This is a genomic window from Neobacillus sp. PS2-9, assembly GCF_030915525.1.
GTDB lineage: Bacteria > Bacillota > Bacilli > Bacillales > Cytobacillaceae > Neobacillus.
This window is the reverse complement of sequence record NZ_CP133269.1, coordinates 1,989,026-2,013,340: the sequence shown is the minus strand read 5'-3', so window position 1 is coordinate 2,013,340 and position 24,315 is coordinate 1,989,026. Positions and strand designations below refer to the sequence as shown.

Genomic DNA, 24,315 nt, shown 5'->3' with positions numbered 1-24,315 from the left:
GAGCCCTTATCCTTCCATGTTATTCCCAATAAATTGTTGCGCTTGTGTTTGAAGCTTCTCATAGGTCCTTTGTTCGGAAAATTCATTCCTAATTTTGGTTGAAATTAATGCATTATCAAGATCAACTGTAACCTCAGTCTTGTAAAGATAAGTTGCATTTCCTATTAAATCTATTGTGTATTTTCCTTCCTTTTCATGGACAACACACTGGACCTTTCCTCCATTATTATAAACCTGTATGACCTCTTCTAATGTATTTAAACCTGTTAAACACGTCACAAGTGAGGACGCAGACATAGCCGTACCACAAGCATTAGTAAACCCTACACCTCGTTCGTATGTTCTAACATAAATGGACCCCGGCTCCAAGGATTTGACAAAACTGACATTTACTCCGTCTGGGAACAAATGATTCGGACCATTTACTCTCTCACTTAGGTTCTTTTGCAGATCCCCTTGTATTTGTTCTGTTTCTACAATTGTAATTAAATGTGGGTTAGGAACCGCAAGTGCAGTAAACCTCAACTCATCTGAAAGTTCTTCTATTCGCTCATTAAAAAGAGTTGGTTTTTCTAAATTTAACGGTAAAGCTGATAAATTAAACAATACAGGGGAAATTTCCACTTGATAGGTGTTTATATTTGGAAATATGTCATTTTGTTTACTAACTCTTAAATTGGCTTTCATTGTTTCTATTACTGCTTCATTTAAGCCGAGTAATTCACATATATATCTCGCAACAAGTCGTAATCCATTGCCGCACATTGATGCTTCCGAACCGTCCGCGTTAAATACACGCATTCTCCCATCAGCATGGTCGCTCTTCATAACAAAAAGTATTCCATCTGCACCTAAATCAGTATTTCTATTACAAAGCACTTGTGCCATTTTAGCCCGTTCACTTTCAGTAAATGAATATTCATTGGATATCTCATCGATAATCAGGAAATCATTGCCCGACCCATGACCTTTTATTAGTTCAATTTGCACTGTATATCCCCCACTTGAAGATGTAAATTTGTTTAATATATCATATCAAACATTGGTAATGAGGGAAACCATCTGACTCCTTTATCTCTCAATAAAGTATTCATTAATTAATAACGACATTTTTAGCAGCTTGTCCTTTTCTGAAAGAACCTCTCTAAAGGACAGTACAGGAGTATTGGGATCTGGGAATAATGGACTCCACGATACCGGCATCCAACCTCTTCGAAGTCTTCCTAGTTGATGATGACTATGATCTAAAACCTTTTCATCCATAAAAGTAGTTGCTCCTTGGATAAAGCCAATCGTTTTTCCTGTTTGATCCAAAAATTCCTTTTTATATTTTAGAAAACCGTTTTTTTCTCGTTTAAAGCACCCCAAATATGTCAGCTGTTCATCATATACTTCTATCTTTAGAACGCTGCCTCCCTTTACTTTATAGAATCCAATGGGTTCTTCCTCCGAATTGTAAAGTACATACATTTTTCTAAACTTAATCCTATCCAGCCACTTTCCATCATGTTTTTTAAGAACCCCTGCTAAGTGACCGTCAGGAAAATAAAGAGATAAACGTACCGTCGGTGTACTCATGTAAAATACTAAAAGATTCCTAGCAGAGGCTATAGAGTAAGATCTGTTCTTAGACTTTGCTTCTCCCATATGTCTGCTAATTGAAATGGATTGCTTTAGTCTAAATAGACAGAATTGAAATGAGATCAAACTATAAATAAGAAATGGAATGGTTAATAACATAACTTCATTACTTTTAAAAAAAGAGAGATTGCCTGCCACGATTATGATGGCTGGTACTAGAGCTGCAATACTACCATTTAAGTTTATATTGGCTGTATCTCGGTAATATTCATGTATTTTCATTAAGATAACTCCTTATCAGTTCTCTTATACTAGTTTATTTACTAGACTGCAAAAAAATGATAGAAGTTTTCTTATTATATAGGCTCTGTTAAAATTGCCTGTTGATTTCCGCTCCAGGCACTTCGCTTTCCGTGGGTGTTTCGGCGAGCCTCCTCGGCGCATGCGCCTGCGGGTCTCCCCTGAACCATACTCCCACAGGAGTCTTCGTGCCTTCCGCTCCAATCAACAGGGTATAAAAATCAACACTGTTCTTTAACACAACTTTTATCTAAGAAAAGAGAAGTGCCTTCTAGGGACACTTCTCTTACATTTCAATATATTGACGTATGGAGGACATAGATGCTTTGGCGTCCTCATACCCTTGATGATACAACGCTTCTAACCTAGTTGGGTTTCTTTCCATTCTCCCTACCGTTAATGGCTGTAAAGGACGAATGATAAGGACGTTTCCAGCTTTCTCTTCTTTTTCTAAAAAGGAGAGTGTTTCATTGTATATTTGATATCGATTTCTTAAGGACTGTTGTAAGCCTTTATATTCCGGATACTTACGATTCACAAGAAAATGAAACTTGGAAGGTTTCTTCAAATATCCTTCATTTCTTGTAAGGATGACAATATTCTTTTTAAAACCATCCTGTTGAGCTTTTTTAATAGGAATAGGGTCACTTATTCCCCCATCAAGCAGGACCTTGTCTTTAAACCGAACTTCAGGGGCTATAAATGGCAAGGAGCTCGATGCCCGTAATACGGTAAGAAGATCCTTATCATAATCTTGCTTCTTAAAATAGACAGGCTCTCCCGTTAGGCAGTCTGTCGTCCCTACAACAAATTCAGAAGGATTTTTGTAGAATTCATCATAATGGTATGGCACATGTTTATTGGGAATCTCATCAAAAATAAAATCCATTCCAAAAAACTGACGGTTTTTAAAATAATTTTGCCATGAAATATACCTTGGGTCCGCTGCATACTTTATCGTTACGGTTTTATTTCTCCCTTTTTGCTTTGACAAATAAGAGGCCGCATTACAAGCACCAGCTGATACACCAATAACATAAGGGAAAAATAATTCTTGTTCCAAGAAATATTCAAGGATCCCAGCGGTATAAACCCCACGCATCCCGCCACCTTCTAAAACCAAGCCGACTTGATTGAACATGGTTGCTTCGTCCTTTCTCTTTACCTTTGCAAATTCCAATAATAGTCATTATAGACCATGAAAGAATTTTTGCCTAACGAAAAGGCTTCTATTAAAAGTGTTAAAACCATAAAATGCAACAAGAGCTTACCACTAGACGGCAAGCTCTTTTTTTCTGAAAACATATACACTTAAAAATAATAGAATAATGATACAAGCGGCGGCAGTTAAACTTGCTGGTAAAGTATAATCTGAAAATCCTTTATGCATAAGTACTTCATTTGCATAACTTGTTAGTTGAGCTGGACTCCATTCCAAACGATTTGATAAGGTACTGCTAACTAGACTGATAACAATTACAACTGCCAATGAACTGAAAGCAGCAATCCCTGGCGTTAATAGTAAAGCACTAAAGAACAACGTGATTGTTATGACAACTGTAAGCCATAAACCGTATAGTAAAAACGATTGGAAAAAGCTTGCAAACGATATCCAGTCAAATAAAATACCAGTGTAATACCAAGTAGCCAAGTAACCCATCAAGAAAGAAAACCAGATTAAAAGTAGAGCACCCATCCATTTGGAAGTTATAAAGGCAAGATAGGAAACAGGTTTCACTAGAATCATAGCAGCGACTCCGCTTTTCCTTTCTCCAGCAATAATCCCCATAGTTGTGAGAACAATAATTAATACGCCAAGTGACGTGTATTCTCCAAGGCTTTGAATTAATACCTCAGCTGCAGAAGGTGTTGGAATTTCGACCTTAGCTCCCTCAGGAAGACCTCCAAATGAGTCTAGGATTTGCTCCATATAATAAGAGGTTAAAGGTTTTTGAACGCCAAGTAGGATAAAAGTTATCGGTACCCAAATCCATTTATAATTTCTCCACATTTCCAGCATTTCTTTTTGCAGCAAAATCATCCATTGGTTCATTTCCCCACCACCTTCATAAACACATCTTCGAGGGTCATACTACTAATCTCAAACTTTTCAAGGGGTAGATTATGATCAGAAATTACCTTTAAAAATGCCGACCTCGCAAGAACTAAATTTTTAACATAAATGCTCATCCGATTGCTTTCGTTCATAACAGAGTTTGTTACCTCATGGGTTGAAAAGAATGAGGCATATTCCTCTGCTTTACCTTTAAAATACAAATCAATTTTAGCTTGCTGATAACGTTCACGTAATTCTGACATGGACCCAGATTCGACAATTTCCCCTTTATGTAAAAACAGAATTTCGTCACACACTTCTTCAGCATCACCTAATATATGGGTAGAAAATAGAATAGTAGTTTCTTTTCTTAATCCCTCAATAAGATCTAATACCTCTCTCCTGCCAATCGGATCTAATGCAGAAACAGGTTCGTCCAGCATGATGAGCTGAGGACGATGGATTAAAGCCTGAGCAATTCCGAGCCTTTGCTTCATCCCTCCAGAATACTTACCTACTCTTCTATTTTTCGCCTCTACTATTCCTACCAGCTCTAAAAGCTCATTTGACCGCTCCCTGGCCTCTTTACCTGTTAATCCTGCCAATTTCCCTGTATATGACAAAAATTCCAATCCAGTCATCCATTCGTAAAACACAGGAAATTGCGGTAGATAACCAATTAAATGACGGATGTCTTCTCCTTTTTTAGCATCATTAAAGATAATTGATCCCTCTGTTGGGCTCATTAAACCTGAAAGCATCCTAAGTGTCGTGGTTTTCCCTGCCCCGTTTGGACCTAATAGGGCAATACATTTCCCTTTTCCTAATGTGAAATTCAGCCCTTTTATTACTTTCGTCCCTTGGAAACTCTTTTTCAACCCACGTATTTGGACAAGAGACATCAGTTATTTCTCCTTCCAATCACAAAATAAAGAATCGGTCCAATTATATTTACGAACAAGATGATAATTACCCATATCCATTTCGGTCCCTTGGTTTGGTCGATCCTAACTAAATCTATGATTGCAACAACAATTAAAATAAGTTGGATAATAAAGATTGGTGCAATAATCGGAAGATTACTTACGATAGAATCCATTCTTAAATCCCCCTTCCATAATTTCTTAATTTATAAGACTATTGTACTATAAACGCAATGTAAACTCGACAAAAAATTTTGCCGAGCAGGATTTTTTATTTAATTAATCTGAAAATTAAAGGGAATCTGTACTCATTTCCTTCATAAGCTTTTATAGCCGCAATAATAGTAAATACCAGCAGCATTATACCCAAGATCGCAGTGGTCACAATTCCTACAAGAATAATCATTAATAATCCACTAATAATAAAGTAAACGGTATAAGAAATTAAGAAGTTAAAATATTCTTTGCCATGATAATCAATAAATGAAGACTGATCCTTCTTTATCAGCCAAATGATTAATGGAGCCAAAACTGGAAAAAATAAACTTAAAACATAGATACCAGCAGCCAATAATCTCTCTTCACTTTGAGCCATTTTCTTTTCCCCCAATTGGAAATATTTAATCTTACCTTATTATTTACGCTTCATCCTTCTAAATGTTTCAAAAATCATAAGAAATCGGAAAAATATAATAATACTAACAATTTCCTGCTTTTCCTTAGGCACATATGTTGCTAAAATAGATAAAATACATTATCACCTAGAAGAAAGGTTCTATTATGATGAAAATACTATTAAAAAACGCAACTATTCATCCAATTACCACCAATCCCATTCAATCAGGGGATGTGCTGATTGAAAACGGTAAAATTAAAAAAGTGGGTTTGAATATCAAAACAGATTCTAGTGTTAAAATTATTGATTGTCATCAGCACTTTCTTTTTCCTGGCTTTATTGATGTGCATACCCATTTAGGTCTATATGATGAAGGAACTGGCTGGGCTGGAAATGATGCTAATGAAACGGCTGAAGCTTTAACACCCCATATTAGGGCTATGGATGGGGTATATCCATTAGACCAGGCGTTTACCGATGCAGTTAAAAGCGGAATAACAACCGTACATGTCATGCCAGGAAGTGCAAACGTCATTGGCGGGACTACCTCTGTAATTAAAACAACAGGTAAAAATATTAAGAAAATGATTGTACAGGAAGTGGCAGGATTAAAAATTGCTTTAGGAGAAAATCCAAAGCGGATACACAGTCAAGGAAATAATGATTCCATTACTAGAATGGGGATTATGGGGATGCTAAGAGAGGCTTTTTATAAAGCTTTTCATTCTGATACCCCAGAGGATCTTAGAACGGCTCCAATTGTTATGGCACTTAAAAGGGAGATTCCTGTAAGAATTCATGCTCACCGTGCCGATGATATTATTTCTGCCCTTCGCTTTGCTGAGGAGTTTAATTTGGATTTACGAATAGAACATTGCACAGAAGGTCATTTAATTGCTAATGAGCTATCCGATTTAAATCTAAAAGTTTCTGTGGGTCCAACTTTAACTCGTAGGTCTAAGGTTGAATTAAAGAACAAGACATGGAAAACATATCAAGAGTTAACCAACCACGGTGTCGAAGTATCCATTACAACAGACCATCCCTATACACCTATACAATATTTAAATATTTGTGCAGGAATTGCTGTACGGGAAGGATTATCTGAACAAAAGGCCCTTGAGGGTATCACTATTCTTCCAGCAAAGAACTTAAAAATAAACCAAAGTGTAGGAAGTATTGAAGTAGGGAAGGATGCCGATTTAGTCCTTTGGAGCCATCATCCTTTCCATTACTTAGCAAAGCCGAAATGGACGATGATTGGTGGAGAAATAGTGTATTCAGAAACGTAGAATTTTGTTGAAAATTGGTAAAAAATATTATCGAAATTCCACCAAAAAAACTATTCCTTTTTTTCTTTTTTTCTTGTATCATACTCTAAGTGAGTCCATTTAGGACTGAAGAATTTTGGGGGTTTTTTCATAAATCCATTAACAAAAAAAATGATATAGGGAAGGCAAATGGTGCGCCACCAGTTTTACTGGTTCTAGTGGGTTCGATTCCCACCCCGAAATTTTTTAAGTAACTTTATAAAAAATTTCGAGGGTGGGCCGCTTCTTCTTCTGACATGGGATCGGTATGCCCTAATGGAGGGATATTCATGCTTAAAAAACGTGATCTTCATGACAGCCACACATTATACGAATTAATGACGCACCCAGATGTCTTCCCTTTTGTACGTCATAAAGCTGATTCATATGAAGAATTCTTATTTATTACAAAACAAACGATTGAAGCTGAAGAGCGCGGTGAATTAATCTCAAGAACGATTCTTGATGAATGGGGTACGCCGATTGGTACCATTAATTTATTTGATATTGAAGATAACGCTGGGTTTTTAGGCACATGGCTTGGGAAACCTTACCATGGAAAAGGATACAATAGCCCAGCTAAAGACGCCTTTTTCAACGAGCTTTTTTACGAAGTAGGAATTGAAACTGTTTTTATGCGTATTCGAAAGGTAAATGTTCGCTCATTAAGAGCAGCAGAAAAACTACCTTATGTAGTGAAAGCTAACGAGTCAAGAAAAACAATTTATGAACAATTAAATGCTAGTGGCGATATATACGATTTATACGAGATACCAAAAGATTTATACACTTTATATCATTTGCGCAATGGCCTATCACAAACAGACGACCAACAATTATTGGAAGCATAAAAGCAATCGGTTCAATCCCGATTGCTTTTTTTTACTTATTTTAGTAATGATATTAGTCCGTCACGTTTTGCTCTATCGTTTCATTCACATCAGTTAAACCCATTTGGAGCATAAAGTCTTCTAATTCCTCATTTGTTAATGTTTCAAAGCGGCCATCATGAAAAAATACTTGTGTTTGATTTGGATTAATTCTATTCATATTAAAACTCATATTCTGTGCTCCTTTCATGGATGATTACTTTCTATTATCCACAAAAGGAATTGTTTTCATTCCCGAAAATCAAATTGTTCTAAAAATTTGGTTATCAGAAATTTATGATTTTGATACCTTACCTAATACATCCACCCCACCTGTGACTGGAATAATACTCCCTGTAATAAAATCAGACTTTTCATCTGTTAAAAAGGCAATGACTCTTGCAACGTCCTCCCCAGTTCCCTGCCTGCCAATTAATCCATTATTAGCTTCATAAGACTCTTTAATATTGCTTACTTTCCACTCATTTGTAATATCTCCAGGACAAACCATATTAGCAGTTATTCCGAATTCTGCTTCTTCGATTGCAATCGTCCTAGTTAAAGAGGCCAATCCTGCCTTTGCTGCCGCAAAAGCTGAACGATAAATCCAACCAGGTGTTGTTTCAACTCGATCATAACCTAAGGTAACAATTCTTCCCCATTTTTGTTTACGCATGGAAGGAATAACTAATTTCGACAAACAGAAAACTGACGTTAAGTTCCCACTTAATAGATAATTCCATTCTTCAAATGAATATTCAGTCAACTTTTTTCTTTCATGTATGTAGGGTCCAGCATTATGTATTAAGACATCAATGGAAGTAAAGAAGGAAAAAGCTTCACTTACTATACGATGACAATCCTCTTCTATAGCTACATCCCCCTGAACGGCTATATTTTTTGTCCCATAGCTTTCGTTCAGATGCTTTACTAATGATAGAGCTTCTGATTCACTATTTCGGTAGTTGATCACAAGCTGATATCCATTTTCCGCAAGATGCTCTGCCGTTTTTTTGCCAATGCCAGAAGCTCCTCCTGTAATCAAAGCCGTTTTCTTTTTCACGAACATTACCTCTCTATTTTAGAATCCTTCTCTATACTATATGTTAAAAAGATTCAATTATATATGCAAATAATAAACTTTGGAGAATGGAACCCGCTTCTAAATGGGATTATCTTAAGAAGTAATAACGGATGGGCAATCAGTTGCATAGTATGAGGTAACAACCAAAGCGGAGCCCCGAAAGATTGCGCTCCAATGGAAAACTAATAAAGGATGTGACAGGATGCAGACTGTAATAAATATTTTTAGCCTGAAAATAAACAGTGTATCTAACAACGGGTCTGTCAACATCGGGGAAGCCCTTCATAATGCGCATACTGCCAACCAGAAATCACAAGGACAAAATGCATCCTTTGGAGATTTTGCCCCTCCTACTGCAGCCATGGAAAATGTATTTATTGATCCTGATGTAAATGATATGGGGGATATTGCAAATCCAGCAAACGTTGTTTCTAATCAAATGTAAAAGGACTGAAAATCCATGCCTTTTCAAATAAATATTTTTAATATCAAAACTAATTCCATAAATAACAATGCCAATATCTCTTTAGGGCCCGCAGTCCATAATAGCCATACTGCAAATACAAAATGGGTAGGAACTAACATGGCACTTGGAGATTTTTCCCCAAGCACTTCTTTTTCAACAAATGGGGTAGCGGATACAGATATAAGTGATCAGGACCAAATTCTGAACCCATCCTCACCGATTACTAATCAATTTTAACAAACTGAAAGGATGAAATGTGATGTTCCCTTGGAATATTTTCCCCTTCAATAAGGATATGAAAGACAAAATGCAGAAAATGAAGCCTGAGGAAATTGATAACTATGTTCAGGATTTATTGGGGAAAATCATGCCTTCAAATATGCGTGGGGGGATGAATCCGCAAGATTTTTTCAGCGGTTTTCAATCACCCGTATCTCACCAACAGTCAGCAACAGGAGGGTTGAATTCTACAGCCTTTGAAACCCATGATTTTGTCTTCGTTCGTATACCGATCAAACATGATGAATGGATAAAAAATCTTCGTATTTACCATACAACAAACCAGCTGATTGTTGAACATATCCCACAGCATGACGATAAACATGTCATTACCCTGCCAGCCATTGTGAGAAAAAAGGGAGCAACTGCCAACTATAAAGATAATATGCTTGAGGTAAAAATCCCAAAAAATATTGATATGCAGTATTCACAAATCGACGTCACAGAAATTTTGTAAACGTCTTTTTTTTTGCATGTTTCTTATAAAGTTAAATATGATGAAAGTAGGTCCCCTTCATCTTACCTTTCATATTCCAATTCTGAATAGAGGGTTTATATGCAATTCTTCTTTCGTTTATTTAAAGTAAATAAAAAATTGACACTGAGAATAGCAGAATTGGAAAAGAAGCTCTCTTTCTTAGAAGCGTCTATTTATGAATTTCAGCATACTGCAGAACCAGAAAGCAATAGTCAACCTACAGACTCAAAGGAAAGAGAAAGCCCTCCAACCATTTTAATTGAGCAATTAAAAGTAGATCAAATTGTCATTCACCATGTAGATTACGCCAACAACTTCGGACAGTTAGGAATTAAGGAATTATCAGGGCGATTAAATATTGGAACCAACTACGAAGGTGAACTTTCAGATAAAATCAGCAAAAAGGTAAACGAAAAACTAAACGAAAAACTTAATGATAAGCTAGGGAAAACAGCTAAAGTGAATTTAAAAGCAAAAAAAGAGGAACCTTCATAAAAAACAGCCCCAAAGAGGCTGTTTTTTAATTATGGTCTTTTTTTTCCTTTTGATCCATTTCCATTCCATCCATCGAATCTTTTACATCTGCATCTTCTGGTTCACTCGGTGTTCCAACGATGAATTCCTTTTTAGGCATATTATGCATATCTCTTGCGGTGACATGAGAGATAATATAGTATGTCCCTTCTTGCTGGAAGGCCTTTTCCAGACTATAGACACCATCCTTTGGATTTTTAATTTCTACTTTTTCATGTTTTTCATCTTTTGAACGCCAAATCTCAAATATGACATCATCCGCGTCATTAACCATTTCCTTACCTTGTGTAACTTTTGCATTGAATGTTATTGGTTCATTAATTTCTCCCTTTTCAGGATTAACAGTCAAGTCTACATCTAGCATTTGAGGTTGTTCTGAATGATTTTCATCCTGATTACTACATGATGCCATAAGGCTTAAAACTAAAACTGAAATAAAAACAAGTACAAGCTTTTTCATCTCTCTCCCCCTAACTGATTGTTTCCATAATTTCCATGTGAATTTTTATTAAAGCTACTTTTGTTTGATCGGAGACTGAAGAATTTATTATCCTTTTTATCGCAAAAAAATATTTTTCATACTTATTTTTTCTAATTCTTGGATGTGAGTTTTCATCTAGCAGCTCTCGTTTAATTGCTTCGGTTAATATTTCTTCGCTACTACATTCTCCTTTATGTAATAAACGGTTATTCCAAATCGAACGATACTCCTCTAATAATTGATCGAAATTTTCCAACTCTTGCTGCAACTCCATTCCTCCTTTAGCCTCAATAGCATTGTTACATATTTACTAACATTATTGCAAAAAATAGATTTTAACAATTTATTGAAAGGAGAAAAGCAATGACAACTCCATATAAATGTCCAAATTGCAAAACGAATCGAAGTCGATTTAATATCATTCAGCAAGTATCCCATTCGGTAAAGCTAGATCCTCAGTCTGGAGTAGTGGTTCGTGAATACGAGGAAAGCACTCTAGAACCATTTCATCTCCCCTACAATGGACCAGACTATCGAGTTCAATGCGGTGCTTGCGGGTTAATTGAAGATGAGCGAACGTTTATTAAGTTTGGTGAACAACCTAGATAATTTTCACATAATAAAAACACCTTTATTTGAGGCAACCCTCATATAAAGGTGTTTTTTTCCTATGGGAGATTATTCTTAGTTAAAAAATGCTCTGAATCCACTTTCCAGGCATCTGATGGTGAAAAGCGAACTAAATGAATCGTTTCTTTATAGGTCTGTCTTCCCCTATTTTTTATGTACCAATCAACTTCAACTGGAACATCCAAACTAATTTCGCTTGTTAAGTCCTCTGCTGGTAGACGTTCCATTCGAGCTAATCTAATATTTTCAACTAATTTAAATACTGATCTCCACTTATTCTTTTGCAAAGAAATTTGTGAGGTAATTCTTGTATCATGTTGTTTTATACCTGCAATATAGGCGTCTATTACGTCATAAGGATTTGCTTTACCCAAGTATTCATTTAATTTTCCAGATGCTTTTAAGACCATCAGCATATGTGATAAGTCCATGGAATTTGTTCGATGAGTCGTACTACCATAAAAGTGAATACAAAAATGACCAGGAAAATTATTTTTAAGCGCACCTGCTCCATGGGGCATTCCATGCATCGATGCTCCAATCCACTGATTCTTATGAATAACAATTATTGCCCGTCGTTTCCAACTCCATTTACCCCCATATATTTTTTTCATTATTTTCGTATCCTTTGGAGTTAACGGCTGCACATCCGCATGGTGACTACCTGCTCGCCTTTGCACATGAAATTGTTTTCCGGTCTCTACATCCAAGACAATAAATTTTGAGTACTTTGGTAAGATTTGATTGACTTCATTCCAATTTAACATTTCAATTTTATAGTCAATATCAGATTGAGCAAGAACCCATTGTCCATTAAAGAGGATATAGAGTAATACTAAAATGCTAACTGCCTTCTTCAATTGAAATCCCCCTTTTAATGGTTTTTGACTACATTAAAAGAGTTACCTGAAGAGACTTTTATCATTCACTCTAGTTTCATTATTCTTTATTTTTTTCAAGAACGTTGAGCTGTTGTTGAAGTATATTCCAATCGATATTCTCACCAATAAACACAAGGTTTAAGGGTAAATTCATGTTTTCCTTCATGTATAAAGGCATACCATATGAAAATTGAAATAAAGTTGGAAAATCAGATGAACTAAACTTTACATAACCTTTTATTCGGTAAATTGTTTCAGGGAGTTGTTTTAAAAACACTTCAAAATCAGAGTGACTGACTGCGCCTTTAAATTGATAAACGAATGTTGTCAGATTTAGTGGTATTCGTTGGGAATCTTTTTTGGCAGCATCCTCAAATGAAACAGAGAGCTTTCGAATATCCCCTATTGCTACTTGTGAAAAGTTTGTAAGAAGACATCGTGCATTCGAATTAATGGATTGAATTTCAAAGGTAATACTTGCTTGATCCTTCTCTTCTAATTCATTTATTTTATTTACAATAATTATGTCCGCATGCCTTACTTGCTCTAAAATTAACTGTTGTAGCTGTGGACTTAATGCCTTTCGATTTTTCCACCTTGCACCGTCTATTGTCGTAATAATACCCTTAACAAATAACTTATCTGCAAATAATGGAGAAAGGATGGCATCTAATACTTCCACAGGATGGGCCGCTCCCGTTGTTTCTATGTAAATGACATCCGGTTTCTCTTCAACTAATAAACCTTGAAGCTGGGATTCAAGCTTATCTTGAATGGAGCAGCAGATACATCCCCCAAGTAACTCTTTCAACTCGACGTCATCGTCTATCGCATCGGAGTCAATCGAGACTTGTCCTAATTCATTCATCATGACAGCTACTTTTCTACCTAGGCTCCGTTCATCCTCTAGTAAGCGTTTTAATAAGGTCGTTTTCCCGCTCCCCAAAAATCCTGATAAAATATAAATCTCTGCTTTTTTCATCTTTCTATCCCTTCTTCTATCTTGTTCCCTTTATTATATATGAATAAGTGGATAAGAATCCAAAAAAGCGAATGATTCCATTCGCTTTTTTAGTCGTTAATTAATCATTGGTTTTTTATCTTTGTCCTCGAAATCACCATTGACTGCTTTTGACTGTTCTTCATTCATGTGAATCAGTTTGAATTTAGTTATAGGATTCATGATGGCTGAGAGACCTATCTCCAATAATTCTCCCTTAGCAATATCCGTTTTTACGCTATGTCGCGCTTCATTAAGGAGTGCTGGGACCATTGTAAACCATTGGTTTGCAGCTTGATTCTTATTCACTTCATTTCTTATCGCTGAAATTACACCCACAAGGTAGTCCTCACTATTAGGTAGTTCACGCAGTTGATTTATAAGGTCAACAATTTCTTTTCCTTTCAGGACTTCTGGGTCTGACACATCATGGTATGTTGCAAGTGGACTCGGAATTCCATTTGGAGCAAGTAAATCAAGAATTCTAGCTGCACCAGAAGAATCAATAATAAAACAATAGTCAATTGGTATGTGATAATTTTTTTCAACCGTTTCTTTTAGAGTGCCAAAGTCCCCTTCATCATTAATAGGAGGAATTTGAGCAGTTCCATAAGATAATTTTTTGTTAGCAGCATCACGACTAATAATAATAGCTAGATTCGGTCTTGAAGAATTATTATTAATCTCATTTTCCGTTATTAAAAATGTTTCTACTTTTGAGTTTTCTCCACTTAAGGGAAGAAATTGGGTTGTCTCTTTCAATTTTTGCATAAACGAATCTTCACCAATTTGATTACCATCTGTTTTTTCATCATTTTGAAAAAATGATTTCAAGGGACCAAAGCCTAAAAATGAAAATACAATAACAGCAATACAAAGCTTTCTCAAGTTACTTAACCACCCATCCCATTTATTTATTGTCCATTCTCGGAAAGATGGTTAATAAATATACACAATAAATTCTTTTCATTTTAAAAAATGGCTTTGTTAAAATTGTCTGTTGATTTCCGCTCCAGGCTCTTCGCTTTCCGTGGGCGTTTCGGCGAGCCTCCTCGGCGCTTGCGCCTGCGGGGTCTCCCCTGAACCGTACTCCCACAGGAGTCTTCGAGCCTTCCGCTCCAATCAACAGGGAATAAAAATCAACACTGTTCTTTAACATAGCCAAAAAAATAAACCCGGCTCTTGTATGAGCCGAGTTTATCTTATTTTTATTTCATTCTTCCTTTTAAAACCTCAACAGCCTTTTGCATTTGTGTATCACTTGTTTTAATTTTTTCTCGTAATAGCTCCATCAATTTCAAGGTCGATTCACCTTTTAATACTCCATTTGCAGGAAGCTTTTGTGCCGTTTGTAATGCAATGACAGCCTGTTTTGTTTTTTCATCAAAGAAACCATCTTCACGACCCGGATCATAGCCAATCGCTTTTAACATCTTCTGTGCTGTTTGAATTTCTGTTGAAGAGTTAGAAATGGCCAGCTCTTTTTCTGGATCAATAATCGGTAATGTCGCAAATTCAGGAAGGGCTACTGCAATATCTGGCTCAATTCCCTTTTTGTGAATCCAGTTGCCATTTGGTGTTAACCATTTAGCGATTGTATATTTTAGGTTAGAACCATCTTTAAAATCTTCTGCCGTTTGTACAGTACCTTTACCAAAGGATTTCTCACCTATAAGCGGGATTCCTGCTGATTCCTTTACAGCAGCAGCAAAAATTTCAGAGGCACTGGCACTACCCTTATCAATCAATACAACTAACGGTAAGTCAGGATTACCTTGATTCTGAGAACCAATTTCCTTAATCTTTCCGTTTCTATCTTCTTCTTTGACGATAATTTTCCCTTTAGGAACAAACATACTTGTGATACTTACTGCCTGATCTAGTAATCCACCAGGGTTTTGTCGCAGGTCTAATACTAAACCTTTCATACCCTTCTTTTGTAAATCATTTAAAGTAGTAACTAATTCTTTTGAAGTGTTACTAGAAAAACTTGTGATTTGTACCTTTGCAATAGAGTCATCAACCATTTCTCCGTAGACAGTCTCGATTGGTATCGTATCACGAACAATAGGAACGGTCATAGGAGCTTCTGTTCCTGGTCGTTGGATAGTTAATTCTACCTTCGTTCCCTTTTTACCTCTGATTAAGGTAACTGCCTCAGTAGAGTTCATTCCCTGAAGGCTTTTTCCATCTACTGATATAATCATGTCATTTGGCTTTAACCCTGCTTTTTCAGCAGGAGAACCTTTGATTGGAGAAACAATAACAATATGTCCATCCTTTTCTTGGATTTCCGCCCCAATTCCTTCAAAAGATGAAGAGATACTACTATGAAAGCTTTTTGCTTCCTCATTACTCATATAATCAGAATAGGGATCATCAAGCGATTCCACCATTCCATTAATTGCCCCATTAATAAGCTTTTTCTGATCTACTTCTTTAAAATAACCATTTTTCAAGGTATCAAATGCTTCATAAAGTTTATTGAATTCTGTTCTTTCTGCTCCAACTGTTACCACTTTTTCTTTACCAAATGCAAAGGCAATTGTTGTAATTCCAGCTGATAAAAACACCATTAAAAATAACAGCATAATAAAGTGAAACTTCTTTAATCGGATATAACCGGATCTGTTCTCAGTCACTTGCTCCTGTTCAACTTTCTCTCCTTCAAGCTTTTCTTGCTCAACGTTCTTACCTTCCAAAGCTTTCACCACTTTCATTTACCATAAAAATAAGATATGTACTAGCTAGTCTTAACAATTGTCTTAAGCAAAAAGCAAACCCTTAGTGATTAGAATAACATCTTTTTATTAAAATTAACAAAGAAAAGTTAATGAAATTAATAAGAAATAAATAATAGAGAAATTTCAGATACAATAAAAGAGGCTGATTGGTCAGCCTCTTCAAAAATTCATCAATTTTTTTAAATCTTGACTCGTTTCAAACGAAGTGAGTTAGTCACGACAGATACAGAACTAAATGCCATTGCCGCTCCAGCTACCCACGGGGCTAATAATCCTAGAGCAGCGATTGGAATGCCTGCAGAGTTGTAGATCAAAGCCCAAAATAAGTTTTGACGAATGTTTTTCATTGTTTTTTTACTTAAAGATATAGCTTTAGGAATCAATGACAGTTCTCCACCTAGAATGGTGATATCTGCTGCTTCAATAGCGACATCTGTACCTGAACCTATGGCAATACCGATATCAGCAACTGCAAGAGCGGGTGCATCATTTATTCCATCCCCTACCATTGCAACCTTCATTCCTTTATGCTGAAGTTCTTTTATATGATTTGCCTTTTCTTCCGGGAGAACCTCAGCAATAACATTCGTAATTCCCACCTGAGAAGCAATGGCTTTTGCTGTCCGTTCATTATCCCCTGTAAGCATATAAACTTCGATGCCTAATTCGCATAGTTGAGTAACTGCCAGCATAGCTGTCTCTTTTACTGTATCAGCAACTGCAACAAGTCCCATGATGGTTGAATTAATTGCAATGTACATCGCTGTCTTACCTTCGGTTTCAAATTGAAGTAATTCTTTTTCTTTCTCTGTATAAGAAATACCTTTTAAATCCATTAGCTTCCGAGTTCCCACATATATTTCATCATCGCCTATTTTCGCCTCAATTCCATAACCTGGAATAGCCTTAAAGCGTTTGACCGGGAGAGTACTGGATCGTCTTTCCATACCATATTTAACAATAGCTTCAGCAAGCGGATGTTCTGATGATTTCTCAGCAGAGACTAAATATTGAAGGACCTTTTTCTCCTCTTTATATGCGATGAAATCAGTAACAACTGGTTGACCTTTTGTTATCGTTCCCGTTTTATCAAGGACTATGGCGTTTATCCTATGCGCAATTTCTAAATGCTCTCCACCCTTGAAAAGGATGCCCATCTCTGCACCTTTTCCTGTTCCCACCATTATAGATGTGGGGGTTGCCAGCCCTAGAGCACATGGACAGGCGATCACAAGAACAGCGATAGCCGTTTCCAAAGAGGTTGGAAAATCACCGGGATTCACTATAAAATACCAAATCAAGAAAGTAACGAATGAAATACAAACAACAACGGGTACAAAGTAGCCAGAAATGATATCAGCAATTCGTTGAATGGGTGCTTTCGATCCTTGAGCTTCTTCTACAATCTTTATAATTCCCGCAAGAGCTGTGTCTTTTCCCACCTTTGTTGCTTTCATTGTTATCGTTCCATTTTTATTAATAGTCGAACCTATTAAATGATCCCCCACTGATTTCTCCACTGGGATCGATTCGCCTGTAATCATGGATTCATCGACGGAGGATTGCCCTAATAAAACTTGTCCATCTACTGGAATTTTTTCTCCTGGCTTCACTAGTAATCGATCTGATACCTGCACTTCTTTTATTGGGATTTGAAATTCCTTACCATCTCTTATGACAGTTGCTTCCTTTGCTTGAAGACTTAGTAATTTAGAAATGGCGATAGTTGTTCTCCCTTTTGCTAAAGTTTCAAATAATTTTCCTAGTAAAATTAAAGTAATAAGAACAGCACTTGTTTCAAAATATAGATGCGGCATATAAACAGGATTGCTAATGGTTTTAATGCCTTCTGCAAGACTGTAGAAATAGGCTGCGGATGTACCTAAAGCTACAAGAACATCCATGTTTGCACTCTTATTTTTAAGTGCTTTATAAGCACCCATATAAAAAGGTCCACCAATATAAAATTGCACAGGTGTGGCTAACAACAATTGAAACCACGGATTCATCATCACTTCAGGCATTGGGAAGCCAATATCCATTGGCATATGGGCAAGCATAGTGTACAAAAGTGGCAAAGACAAGAGCACAGAAAGGGAAAACATGCGTTTCTTATGCTTTATCTCCTCTTCTTTATATTGCTGTTTTGTTTCTCTTTGATCCTCTTCTAAACGAGCACCATATCCAAGGTTTTCAATTTTCGTAATGATTTCATTACTTGAAACTAAATCTTTATCATATGAAATGGATGCGGTTTCCAAAGCCAAGTTGACATTTGCTTCAACACCATTTACCTTATTTAAAACCTTTTCAATCCTGGCTGAACAGGCTGCACATGTCATTCCCGTAATATCAACTTTGAGTTGCTCTTTCATTTCGTTCACCTCATTTGTACTATACCCCTGCACCCTATTTATATCAATATAATCATTTAATTAGTCACATATTTGCCTTTTTTATTTTACATTTTATCTCTGTTAAACTGGTCTGTTGATTTCCGCTCCAGGCACGAGCGGTTCGTGGGTGTTTCGGCGAGCCTCCTCGGCGCATGCGCCTGCGGGGTCTCCCCTGAACCATACTCCCACAGGAGTCTTCGTGCCTTCCGCTCCAATCAACAGGGTGTAAAAATCAACAATATTCTTTAACACAACCTACATTTTAATTCTCCATCAGGGACCTAAGTTCCTTTTTATAAAAGAAAATACCTCTTCCTATTTGGAAGAGGCATTGTATTCTTTATTACTTAGTGGCAGCCTCTAAGGCTACCTCAATCATATCATTAAAAGTTAATTGTCTTTCTTCTGCTGTAGTCTCTTCTCCTGTTAGAATATGATCGCTAACAGTTAGAACAGAAAGAGCTTTACGATTAAATTTGGCTGCTAATGTATATAATGCTGTTGTTTCCATTTCAATGGCCAAAATCTGATACTTGGCCCATTTTTCAAGTTCTGCATTATCATTATAGAATGAATCTGCAGTAAAGATATTCCCAACTTTTAAATTAAGTCCCTTTTCGACTCCTGCATCATACGCCTTTTTAAGTAAGTCAAAATCGGCACAAGGTGCAAAATCAACATGTCCAAAAGTTAGACGATTCATGTTCGAGTCTGTAGAACTTGTCATAGCAAGGATAACATCACGTACTTTTACATCCTTTTGGATCGCCCCGCACGTACCAACTCTTATTAAGTTCTGCACATTATAGCTTTGCATAAGCTCATTAACATAAATAGAAATAGATGGAACACCCATCCCAGTTCCTTGAACTGAAATCCTTTTCCCTTTGTAGGTTCCTGTGTAACCAAACATATTTCTAACTTCGTTATAACATTTAGCATCCTCTAAAAAGGTTTCTGCAATATATTTCGCTCTCAGCGGATCCCCGGGCAACAAGACCGTTTCTGCAATTTCATTTTCTTTTGCACCAATATGTACACTCATTAAATTTAACCTCCAATCAAAATAAGTACGTTTCACTCCGTACCATAGACAATATATCATAAACCGTTTTTATTGAAAAACACTTCTGAGAAATAGTTATGTTTTTTCTGATTTGTGGGAAGCTATCTTTAGATGTAAAAGGAGGTATGATAATGGGAAAAAAACATAGAAGTCGCATAAATGGTCAAAAGAAAAATAATCATATTCCAGCCGAGGCTATTGTGGCAGAGCACGAAGCGCATGCAAAAGAGAACCGCGCAGATGGTGGAAGAAAGCGATAATATAAAAATAAACCTAAGGCTGTTCCCTTAGGTTTTTAACGTATCATTATTCTATTAATTGGGGTCCATCCTCCAGTTTGTAACTGATAATAGTGCTGACCGCCACGTCCCTCATCTATTAATATAATGTCACCGGTTGAGAGAAATCTCCCTTTATAATTTGAAGGTATTCTGTCAGTCACATTAAAGCGGCTAAAGGTTTCTTCCAAGCATTGTTCACGGCCGGCAGCAGGAATGGTCGTTCTATAGACCTGTTTATAGCCTTTATTTTCACGGTACTTTGGAGTTTGAAAGATTGTCACATCATATTTGATACAGGGCTTTCTCGTTAATACTCTGATCATCTTGTACCTCCAATTATTAGAATTTATTTTCTATTCTAATAATTAGATGTAGACCTTGTCGAACCCTCTGTAGAATACTAACTTTTTTTGTCGATAACCCATTTTTTTATTTATTATGAGTATCTTTGTATTACACTCTGGATTTTTTGTTGTAAATTAGGAATATCTGCGTTAGATACAGTTAATCTTACGTTCGTTTCATCCATTCCCATCGCTTCTGAGAATAATCCTGAAAGTCCCTTTGCACGTCGATCCACTTGGAACATCAAATCTAGTGTGCCATTACCTGAAGATAAAAACACCACTTCTAACTCATCTAATTTACCACGAAATAGACCTGATGTTGGGACAAATTCAAATTCTTGAACGAAGGGTAACCTGCCGCGTAAGCGTCGTGGTGCTTCTTCACAGTCCGCTTCTCTAATTCTAAAGCCTAAATTATCTACGGCGTTAAAAACAGCAGTCATTAATTGATTAGGAATTACTTTTAAATAATCCTTATCACTTGGGTCCACCCCACCTTTTATTTCCAGTCCTGTTGTTACCCACACTTTTGACTTGCCAATAGATAATGGTGTATCATACGGCAACTGGAAGGTAAACGGAATTTCTTTTCTTTCGTTGGACCTGATTGTGAAAGGTGTAGTTAGACGAAATCGGTCGATGGTAGCAGTTATGTTATATTTTCGATCATCTGACTCTTTTAAGTAAGTTGTATTGAGTGAAAGATAAATCTCATCAATTTGCTGTTCAACTTTTCCACCCTTAATTTCAACAACCCCTTGTACGGTTTCTCCAGGCATATAAGTGTCTTTTTCTAGTTTTGTGTCCACTGATGCAGCACCAATACCTACGCTAGCAAATACTTTGTCAAAGAAAGACATAAAATTCTCCTCCTAAATTAAGTGAAATTTTTTATATCAGCTCTTATTTGTGCGCATTGATCATACGCGGATTCTATCTGCAAGAGCCTTCTAATGATTTGTTTGGCTTCTACTGTAATATCTAGTTCTTCTTCCCAGCTTCTTTCCTTCCTGTCATCTTGGAAAGTAAAGTTCGAATAAAGGAGAAACAAAAGAAAATGGCCAAGTCCGTAAAAATCTGCTTGGTAGTTAATTTGCTTTCTTACATCTTCTATTTTTTGTAGATCTCCATCTCTCGGTTTAAGATACCTTCCTAATCCTAAATCTATCAGGCGAATCCTCGTTCCATCAAAAATTACATTCGGAATGCGAATGTCTCTATGAATGATGTTATGGCTATGCAAGAATTCGATGTACTGTAGTAATTCATCTGCAAACTTAAAAGCTTCTGTTTCAGTGAATTTCTTACCTTCATGAAAAATAAGCTGTTCAAAATTTTTTCCATTAATATATTCCATTGTATAATAGGGAATGTTTTTAAAAGTGCCATCCTCAAAATATCTAGGAAATCCTGGATGATTAATCGAGCCTAATAATTCTTTTTCTAATTCAAATCCCTTTCTTCCAGATTGGGTTATTCTCTTATGATATCGAAGGGATTTTAATACTTTATTCTGTTTGCTTAAGAAATCAAAAACTAAATAACTATGTCCGTAGCTTCCGCTTCCGAGATACTCCACTACCCTATAACGATCAGCAATAACCTCATCAATAGGTAGTGGCTTCTCCATCATCTTGGAAAAAAATAATGTAAATTTCCTAAGCATATACACACACCTTGCTAGCTGCTAAAAAAACTAGATATAGAACTTCTGCTCTTATATTTCTTTTTATAATGATGATGTCCTAAATGACTGTGCTTATGATGTTTGTGCTTCTTCCATGCATCGCTTGAGGAACTGTACTTGTGAGTCATCTTACTTTTAAAAATTGATTTAAGGATTTTTTTAAACATAAAGTCCTCCTCCTTTTATTCACACTCCTTAATACGATGAAACTCCAACAAGGTTTCACGATGGTAAAAATATTTCAAATAGTCTATAAAAAACAAAAAGCGAGCAACTTATGCTCGGCTTTCGTTTTCTTTTATCATAAAGGTAGAAAACATATCATTTCTCCCTAAAATATTCACTTACTAATCCTCCTGTACTTCCTCATCGATAATACTCTTTTCAATTAAATATTCAAAAGTAATATCGGCTAATTCCTCTAATTCCTCTTCACTAGGAACGTATCCCCTTTTTACAAGCTCATGAAAGAAAAATTCGGCAATTTCTTCTGTATCAATAAATACTTCAATTTCTCTCATAGCATCGCCCCCTTTTTACAGAATGTATGATGTACATGGCCTTTTCATGCTATTTACTTTGGTAAGCAGTTGCCTATAAACCTGTTCTCTTTACTGAAATTGAATAAAGAGGTTTCAATGAAAAAAACATGTCTTTTATCGGTTGGACAAGCATAGGATTAGTAAAAAGAAAACGATGGGGTGAAACAATGTCTAAATTCCAATTGATGTTAGAGGCTTGGGTTGAAGATGTGAATCAGGAGGATAGTCTTACCCTCCAACTATTTGAGAAAATATTAGAAACGATGTTTCTCCTAATTAAATGGGGTGGCATTCCTTTTGTTTTGTATTTATTATTTGAAATAGCTAGGTGGTAGGATTATACAGGGCTTTTGCCATCATTATTTACAAGACTTTCTAATTTTCTAAGAATGACCCGCATTACTTGATAGTACTCTTGGTCATGAAACAATTCATATAGGATCCGATAATCATTAAATATATCTAAGAGATTATCAATAAGTTCTTTCTTTTCTTTTTTTCTTTCTATTTCTTCAAACTCTGCTTTTCTTATCAAATTTTTTAAGTTTGTATTTTTTACTGCTTGATCCTGTTTATTTACTAAGTATAAAAGACCCAATTTTTGTATAAATGTATCTGCACTTTCAGCGTCCGCAACTAGTGTTAGTTCCTCTTCTCCTGCCTCCAGCCATTCTCCGTCACTTACCCTTGAAAGCTCATAAATAACATCTTCCCAGGCGTCTTCTTTATAGCGCCAAATTTCTGTGCGAAAGCCGACCACTTTAAATAAATCCGCACCATAACCACTTACCTGAACTAAATCACCGAAAAAAAACTTATATTCAATATCAATTTGCTCCTGTTCTACAACAGAACCATCATATTCTGATAGCATTTGTAAGGCCGATTCAAGGAACAAACCATCACTCTTGTTTACTTCATATACATATTTTCCATCAAGCCATTTTACATCTGTTACCCTGCCAACCGTACCATAAATGGTAATCACGACCGTATCACCGATCTTATACTTCGGTTTTCTCCGTTTTGCCATGTCCTCCCATCCCCTCAAATGCTAAGTCGTGAATTTTAATTACAATAGTATATGCATCGGAAGTGATATCGCGCATACCATTTGTAAAATGAAAAAATCGCCTCCATATAAAGAAGCGATTTCTTCCAACTGATTAATTTTTGCTTTCAGCATTAATATAAAGCTGCCATGCCTCATCAAAAATAGACATTGACTCTAGATATTGACCATTTAGTTCTAAGTAGGAACTGAGTTCGTGGTAATCCTTGGAGGATTTCGGAAAGCTATGGTCCATATAGGCATGGTTTGCAAATAAACTAATACGATCTTTTGGTGCCGGATGTCTATATTTCATTAAAAAATGATAAAAGGATTTACTCATCACACAAACGCCTTTCCATGAAATTCACTTATGTGATATATGATAACGAATACTCACAGTATCGTCCAGCCTATATATTTATGAGGAAAAATCAAAATAATTTCTTTTCAACAACCTTGGTATTTTCATTAAGTCCTCAAAGGTAATTACTTTAGAAACTTGTTTACAATCAATTAAGAATAAGTGATTTTCTATTTCCTTTACTATTACCTCACTTTGGTAAGTCATAGAACAATCTCGACAGAAATAGGTAGGAGTTTCTGAAATCTCGATTGCTCTCGTCCCATCGGGTAATTCCCAGTATACCGAGTCTACGATTCTATCTACATTTGGACTAGCACACCATTCACATTCCATTTTCATGCTCCCA

At 36.2% G+C, this 24,315-nt stretch carries 33 protein-coding genes; 9 read left to right on the top strand and 24 right to left on the bottom strand.

Annotated features, from left to right (window positions below; genetic code table 11):
- Positions 1–6: 6 nt before the first annotated feature.
- The 7 genes from dapF to RCG25_RS10100 all read right to left on the bottom strand — a co-directional run bounded on the left by dapF (position 7) and on the right by RCG25_RS10100 (position 5,455).
- Positions 7–990: a diaminopimelate epimerase gene (gene dapF, locus RCG25_RS10130; protein WP_308083543.1), complete on the bottom strand. Its 984-nt coding sequence runs from the start codon at positions 988–990 to the stop codon at positions 7–9.
- A gap of 81 nt (positions 991–1,071) precedes the next feature.
- A complete protein-coding gene (locus RCG25_RS10125) occupies positions 1,072–1,863 on the bottom strand; it encodes a hypothetical protein (protein WP_308083542.1) in 792 nt (263 codons plus the stop codon).
- A gap of 304 nt (positions 1,864–2,167) precedes the next feature.
- Positions 2,168–3,022 carry a patatin-like phospholipase family protein gene (locus RCG25_RS10120; protein WP_308083541.1) on the bottom strand — a complete coding sequence of 285 codons (855 nt, stop codon included), beginning with the start codon at positions 3,020–3,022 and terminating at the stop codon, positions 2,168–2,170.
- A 132-nt stretch (positions 3,023–3,154) separates the two neighbouring features.
- Positions 3,155–3,934 carry an ABC transporter permease gene (locus tag RCG25_RS10115; RefSeq protein WP_308083540.1) on the bottom strand — a complete coding sequence of 260 codons (780 nt, stop codon included), beginning with the start codon at positions 3,932–3,934 and terminating at the stop codon, positions 3,155–3,157.
- Positions 3,931–4,839, bottom strand: coding sequence for an ABC transporter ATP-binding protein (locus RCG25_RS10110; RefSeq protein WP_308083539.1), 909 nt, complete (start codon positions 4,837–4,839; stop codon positions 3,931–3,933). Before RCG25_RS10110 ends, RCG25_RS10115 begins: the two co-directional genes overlap by 4 nt.
- Entirely contained in the window at positions 4,839–5,036 is a 198-nt protein-coding gene (locus tag RCG25_RS10105; RefSeq protein WP_308083538.1) for a PLDc N-terminal domain-containing protein, read from the bottom strand. The genes RCG25_RS10110 and RCG25_RS10105 overlap by 1 nt, the downstream gene beginning before the upstream one ends.
- Positions 5,037–5,131: 95 nt before the next feature.
- Complete coding sequence (locus RCG25_RS10100) at positions 5,132–5,455, bottom strand: DUF4870 domain-containing protein (protein WP_308083537.1); 324 nt, start codon at positions 5,453–5,455, stop codon at positions 5,132–5,134.
- Positions 5,456–5,640: 185 nt separating this feature from the next.
- On the opposite strand from RCG25_RS10100, the gene RCG25_RS10095 reads away from it, so the two are divergent.
- The gene (locus RCG25_RS10095) at positions 5,641–6,768 is read left to right on the top strand and encodes an amidohydrolase (protein ID WP_308083536.1); all 1,128 of its coding nucleotides are present in this window, start codon (positions 5,641–5,643) and stop codon (positions 6,766–6,768) included.
- A 308-nt stretch (positions 6,769–7,076) separates the two neighbouring features.
- Positions 7,077–7,637 carry a GNAT family N-acetyltransferase gene (locus tag RCG25_RS10090; RefSeq protein WP_308083535.1) on the top strand — a complete coding sequence of 187 codons (561 nt, stop codon included), beginning with the start codon at positions 7,077–7,079 and terminating at the stop codon, positions 7,635–7,637.
- Positions 7,638–7,689: 52 nt separating this feature from the next.
- Here RCG25_RS10090 and RCG25_RS10085 read toward each other — a convergent pair whose 3' ends face one another.
- Together RCG25_RS10085 and RCG25_RS10080 are read right to left on the bottom strand one after the other, a co-directional pair.
- Positions 7,690–7,848, bottom strand: a complete 159-nt coding sequence (locus RCG25_RS10085) for a hypothetical protein (RefSeq protein ID WP_308083534.1) — start codon at positions 7,846–7,848, stop codon at positions 7,690–7,692.
- Between the two features lie 102 nt (positions 7,849–7,950).
- Entirely contained in the window at positions 7,951–8,718 is a 768-nt protein-coding gene (locus RCG25_RS10080; protein ID WP_308083533.1) for an SDR family oxidoreductase, read from the bottom strand.
- A gap of 223 nt (positions 8,719–8,941) precedes the next feature.
- Between RCG25_RS10080 and RCG25_RS10075 the strand changes: the two genes are divergently transcribed.
- From RCG25_RS10075 to RCG25_RS10060, 4 genes are all read left to right on the top strand, one after another.
- Positions 8,942–9,184 carry a spore germination protein gene (locus RCG25_RS10075; RefSeq protein ID WP_307287127.1) on the top strand — a complete coding sequence of 81 codons (243 nt, stop codon included), beginning with the start codon at positions 8,942–8,944 and terminating at the stop codon, positions 9,182–9,184.
- Positions 9,185–9,199: 15 nt separating this feature from the next.
- A complete protein-coding gene (locus RCG25_RS10070) occupies positions 9,200–9,442 on the top strand; it encodes a spore germination protein (protein ID WP_308083532.1) in 243 nt (80 codons plus the stop codon).
- Positions 9,443–9,464: 22 nt separating this feature from the next.
- Positions 9,465–9,941, top strand: a complete 477-nt coding sequence (locus tag RCG25_RS10065; protein WP_308083531.1) for an Hsp20/alpha crystallin family protein — start codon at positions 9,465–9,467, stop codon at positions 9,939–9,941.
- A 99-nt stretch (positions 9,942–10,040) separates the two neighbouring features.
- A complete protein-coding gene (locus RCG25_RS10060) occupies positions 10,041–10,457 on the top strand; it encodes a hypothetical protein (RefSeq protein ID WP_308083530.1) in 417 nt (138 codons plus the stop codon).
- A gap of 25 nt (positions 10,458–10,482) precedes the next feature.
- Here the strand turns inward: RCG25_RS10060 and RCG25_RS10055 are convergent, their stop codons facing one another.
- Together RCG25_RS10055 and RCG25_RS10050 are read right to left on the bottom strand one after the other, a co-directional pair.
- Entirely contained in the window at positions 10,483–10,956 is a 474-nt protein-coding gene (locus RCG25_RS10055) for a FixH family protein (protein WP_308083529.1), read from the bottom strand.
- 10 nt (positions 10,957–10,966) lie between these two features.
- A complete protein-coding gene (locus tag RCG25_RS10050; RefSeq protein WP_308083528.1) occupies positions 10,967–11,251 on the bottom strand; it encodes a hypothetical protein in 285 nt (94 codons plus the stop codon).
- A gap of 89 nt (positions 11,252–11,340) precedes the next feature.
- Here RCG25_RS10050 and RCG25_RS10045 point away from each other — a divergent pair, with 89 nt between their 5' ends.
- A complete protein-coding gene (locus tag RCG25_RS10045) occupies positions 11,341–11,586 on the top strand; it encodes a DNA alkylation repair protein (protein ID WP_308083527.1) in 246 nt (81 codons plus the stop codon).
- 59 nt (positions 11,587–11,645) lie between these two features.
- On the opposite strand, the gene RCG25_RS10040 is transcribed toward RCG25_RS10045, so the two are convergent.
- From RCG25_RS10040 to deoD, 6 genes are all read right to left on the bottom strand, one after another.
- Complete coding sequence (locus RCG25_RS10040) at positions 11,646–12,467, bottom strand: hypothetical protein (RefSeq protein ID WP_374121044.1); 822 nt, start codon at positions 12,465–12,467, stop codon at positions 11,646–11,648.
- A gap of 79 nt (positions 12,468–12,546) precedes the next feature.
- Positions 12,547–13,470 (bottom strand): CobW family GTP-binding protein, encoded by a 924-nt coding sequence (locus RCG25_RS10035; protein WP_308083526.1) that lies wholly within the window; start codon positions 13,468–13,470, stop codon positions 12,547–12,549.
- A 96-nt stretch (positions 13,471–13,566) separates the two neighbouring features.
- Entirely contained in the window at positions 13,567–14,376 is an 810-nt protein-coding gene (locus RCG25_RS10030; RefSeq protein ID WP_308083525.1) for a hypothetical protein, read from the bottom strand.
- 320 nt (positions 14,377–14,696) lie between these two features.
- Positions 14,697–16,208, bottom strand: coding sequence for a lmo1851 family serine protease (locus tag RCG25_RS10025; protein WP_308083524.1), 1,512 nt, complete (start codon positions 16,206–16,208; stop codon positions 14,697–14,699).
- A gap of 203 nt (positions 16,209–16,411) precedes the next feature.
- Positions 16,412–18,607, bottom strand: a complete 2,196-nt coding sequence (locus RCG25_RS10020; protein ID WP_308083523.1) for a heavy metal translocating P-type ATPase — start codon at positions 18,605–18,607, stop codon at positions 16,412–16,414.
- Between the two features lie 364 nt (positions 18,608–18,971).
- A complete protein-coding gene (gene deoD, locus RCG25_RS10015; RefSeq protein ID WP_308083522.1) occupies positions 18,972–19,673 on the bottom strand; it encodes a purine-nucleoside phosphorylase in 702 nt (233 codons plus the stop codon).
- 152 nt (positions 19,674–19,825) lie between these two features.
- Between deoD and RCG25_RS10010 the strand changes: the two genes are divergently transcribed.
- On the top strand, positions 19,826–19,954 hold the full coding sequence (locus tag RCG25_RS10010) for a hypothetical protein (RefSeq protein WP_308083521.1): 129 nt from the start codon (positions 19,826–19,828) through the stop codon (positions 19,952–19,954).
- Positions 19,955–19,989: 35 nt separating this feature from the next.
- Here the strand turns inward: RCG25_RS10010 and RCG25_RS10005 are convergent, their stop codons facing one another.
- The 4 genes from RCG25_RS10005 to RCG25_RS09990 form a co-directional block, all read right to left on the bottom strand.
- Complete coding sequence (locus tag RCG25_RS10005; RefSeq protein ID WP_308083520.1) at positions 19,990–20,298, bottom strand: YodL domain-containing protein; 309 nt, start codon at positions 20,296–20,298, stop codon at positions 19,990–19,992.
- Between the two features lie 113 nt (positions 20,299–20,411).
- The gene (locus RCG25_RS10000) at positions 20,412–21,182 is read right to left on the bottom strand and encodes a sporulation protein (protein ID WP_308083519.1); all 771 of its coding nucleotides are present in this window, start codon (positions 21,180–21,182) and stop codon (positions 20,412–20,414) included.
- A gap of 17 nt (positions 21,183–21,199) precedes the next feature.
- Positions 21,200–21,988 carry a serine/threonine protein kinase gene (locus RCG25_RS09995; RefSeq protein WP_308083518.1) on the bottom strand — a complete coding sequence of 263 codons (789 nt, stop codon included), beginning with the start codon at positions 21,986–21,988 and terminating at the stop codon, positions 21,200–21,202.
- A 368-nt stretch (positions 21,989–22,356) separates the two neighbouring features.
- Positions 22,357–22,530, bottom strand: coding sequence for a YozD family protein (locus RCG25_RS09990; protein WP_308083517.1), 174 nt, complete (start codon positions 22,528–22,530; stop codon positions 22,357–22,359).
- Between the two features lie 188 nt (positions 22,531–22,718).
- On the opposite strand from RCG25_RS09990, the gene RCG25_RS09985 reads away from it, so the two are divergent.
- Complete coding sequence (locus RCG25_RS09985; RefSeq protein ID WP_308083516.1) at positions 22,719–22,886, top strand: hypothetical protein; 168 nt, start codon at positions 22,719–22,721, stop codon at positions 22,884–22,886.
- 2 nt (positions 22,887–22,888) lie between these two features.
- Here RCG25_RS09985 and RCG25_RS09980 read toward each other — a convergent pair whose 3' ends face one another.
- From RCG25_RS09980 to RCG25_RS09970, 3 genes are all read right to left on the bottom strand, one after another.
- On the bottom strand, positions 22,889–23,584 hold the full coding sequence (locus RCG25_RS09980) for a hypothetical protein (protein WP_308083515.1): 696 nt from the start codon (positions 23,582–23,584) through the stop codon (positions 22,889–22,891).
- A 133-nt stretch (positions 23,585–23,717) separates the two neighbouring features.
- Positions 23,718–23,945: a YozE family protein gene (locus tag RCG25_RS09975; protein WP_308083514.1), complete on the bottom strand. Its 228-nt coding sequence runs from the start codon at positions 23,943–23,945 to the stop codon at positions 23,718–23,720.
- 78 nt (positions 23,946–24,023) lie between these two features.
- Positions 24,024–24,308 carry a YokU family protein gene (locus RCG25_RS09970; RefSeq protein ID WP_308083513.1) on the bottom strand — a complete coding sequence of 95 codons (285 nt, stop codon included), beginning with the start codon at positions 24,306–24,308 and terminating at the stop codon, positions 24,024–24,026.
- Between the last annotated feature and the right edge of the window lie 7 nt (positions 24,309–24,315).

What these genes read in the sequence shown, in the direction of transcription:
- RCG25_RS10065 (WP_308083531.1), top strand. Translation starts at nt 9,465, where the DNA reads ATGTTCCCTTGGAATATTTTCCCCTTCAATAAGGATATGAAAGACAAA.
- RCG25_RS10115 (WP_308083540.1), bottom strand. Translation starts at nt 3,934, where the DNA reads ATGAACCAATGGATGATTTTGCTGCAAAAAGAAATGCTGGAAATGTGG.
- RCG25_RS10060 (WP_308083530.1), top strand. Translation starts at nt 10,041, where the DNA reads ATGCAATTCTTCTTTCGTTTATTTAAAGTAAATAAAAAATTGACACTG.
- deoD (WP_308083522.1), bottom strand. Translation starts at nt 19,673, where the DNA reads ATGAGTGTACATATTGGTGCAAAAGAAAATGAAATTGCAGAAACGGTC.
- RCG25_RS10025 (WP_308083524.1), bottom strand. Translation starts at nt 16,208, where the DNA reads ATGAAAGTGGTGAAAGCTTTGGAAGGTAAGAACGTTGAGCAAGAAAAG.
- RCG25_RS10120 (WP_308083541.1), bottom strand. Translation starts at nt 3,022, where the DNA reads ATGTTCAATCAAGTCGGCTTGGTTTTAGAAGGTGGCGGGATGCGTGGG.
- RCG25_RS10020 (WP_308083523.1), bottom strand. Translation starts at nt 18,607, where the DNA reads ATGAAAGAGCAACTCAAAGTTGATATTACGGGAATGACATGTGCAGCC.
- RCG25_RS10090 (WP_308083535.1), top strand. Translation starts at nt 7,077, where the DNA reads ATGCTTAAAAAACGTGATCTTCATGACAGCCACACATTATACGAATTA.
- RCG25_RS09995 (WP_308083518.1), bottom strand. Translation starts at nt 21,988, where the DNA reads ATGCTTAGGAAATTTACATTATTTTTTTCCAAGATGATGGAGAAGCCA.
- RCG25_RS10055 (WP_308083529.1), bottom strand. Translation starts at nt 10,956, where the DNA reads ATGAAAAAGCTTGTACTTGTTTTTATTTCAGTTTTAGTTTTAAGCCTT.
- RCG25_RS10050 (WP_308083528.1), bottom strand. Translation starts at nt 11,251, where the DNA reads ATGGAGTTGCAGCAAGAGTTGGAAAATTTCGATCAATTATTAGAGGAG.
- RCG25_RS10110 (WP_308083539.1), bottom strand. Translation starts at nt 4,839, where the DNA reads ATGTCTCTTGTCCAAATACGTGGGTTGAAAAAGAGTTTCCAAGGGACG.
- RCG25_RS10045 (WP_308083527.1), top strand. Translation starts at nt 11,341, where the DNA reads ATGACAACTCCATATAAATGTCCAAATTGCAAAACGAATCGAAGTCGA.
- RCG25_RS10000 (WP_308083519.1), bottom strand. Translation starts at nt 21,182, where the DNA reads ATGTCTTTCTTTGACAAAGTATTTGCTAGCGTAGGTATTGGTGCTGCA.
- RCG25_RS10075 (WP_307287127.1), top strand. Translation starts at nt 8,942, where the DNA reads ATGCAGACTGTAATAAATATTTTTAGCCTGAAAATAAACAGTGTATCT.
- RCG25_RS10035 (WP_308083526.1), bottom strand. Translation starts at nt 13,470, where the DNA reads ATGAAAAAAGCAGAGATTTATATTTTATCAGGATTTTTGGGGAGCGGG.
- RCG25_RS10125 (WP_308083542.1), bottom strand. Translation starts at nt 1,863, where the DNA reads ATGAAAATACATGAATATTACCGAGATACAGCCAATATAAACTTAAAT.
- RCG25_RS09970 (WP_308083513.1), bottom strand. Translation starts at nt 24,308, where the DNA reads ATGAAAATGGAATGTGAATGGTGTGCTAGTCCAAATGTAGATAGAATC.
- RCG25_RS10105 (WP_308083538.1), bottom strand. Translation starts at nt 5,036, where the DNA reads ATGGATTCTATCGTAAGTAATCTTCCGATTATTGCACCAATCTTTATT.
- RCG25_RS10005 (WP_308083520.1), bottom strand. Translation starts at nt 20,298, where the DNA reads ATGATCAGAGTATTAACGAGAAAGCCCTGTATCAAATATGATGTGACA.
- RCG25_RS10070 (WP_308083532.1), top strand. Translation starts at nt 9,200, where the DNA reads ATGCCTTTTCAAATAAATATTTTTAATATCAAAACTAATTCCATAAAT.
- RCG25_RS10095 (WP_308083536.1), top strand. Translation starts at nt 5,641, where the DNA reads ATGATGAAAATACTATTAAAAAACGCAACTATTCATCCAATTACCACC.
- RCG25_RS09985 (WP_308083516.1), top strand. Translation starts at nt 22,719, where the DNA reads ATGTCTAAATTCCAATTGATGTTAGAGGCTTGGGTTGAAGATGTGAAT.
- RCG25_RS10100 (WP_308083537.1), bottom strand. Translation starts at nt 5,455, where the DNA reads ATGGCTCAAAGTGAAGAGAGATTATTGGCTGCTGGTATCTATGTTTTA.
- RCG25_RS10085 (WP_308083534.1), bottom strand. Translation starts at nt 7,848, where the DNA reads ATGAGTTTTAATATGAATAGAATTAATCCAAATCAAACACAAGTATTT.
- RCG25_RS09990 (WP_308083517.1), bottom strand. Translation starts at nt 22,530, where the DNA reads ATGAGAGAAATTGAAGTATTTATTGATACAGAAGAAATTGCCGAATTT.
- RCG25_RS09980 (WP_308083515.1), bottom strand. Translation starts at nt 23,584, where the DNA reads ATGGCAAAACGGAGAAAACCGAAGTATAAGATCGGTGATACGGTCGTG.
- RCG25_RS10010 (WP_308083521.1), top strand. Translation starts at nt 19,826, where the DNA reads ATGGGAAAAAAACATAGAAGTCGCATAAATGGTCAAAAGAAAAATAAT.
- RCG25_RS09975 (WP_308083514.1), bottom strand. Translation starts at nt 23,945, where the DNA reads ATGAGTAAATCCTTTTATCATTTTTTAATGAAATATAGACATCCGGCA.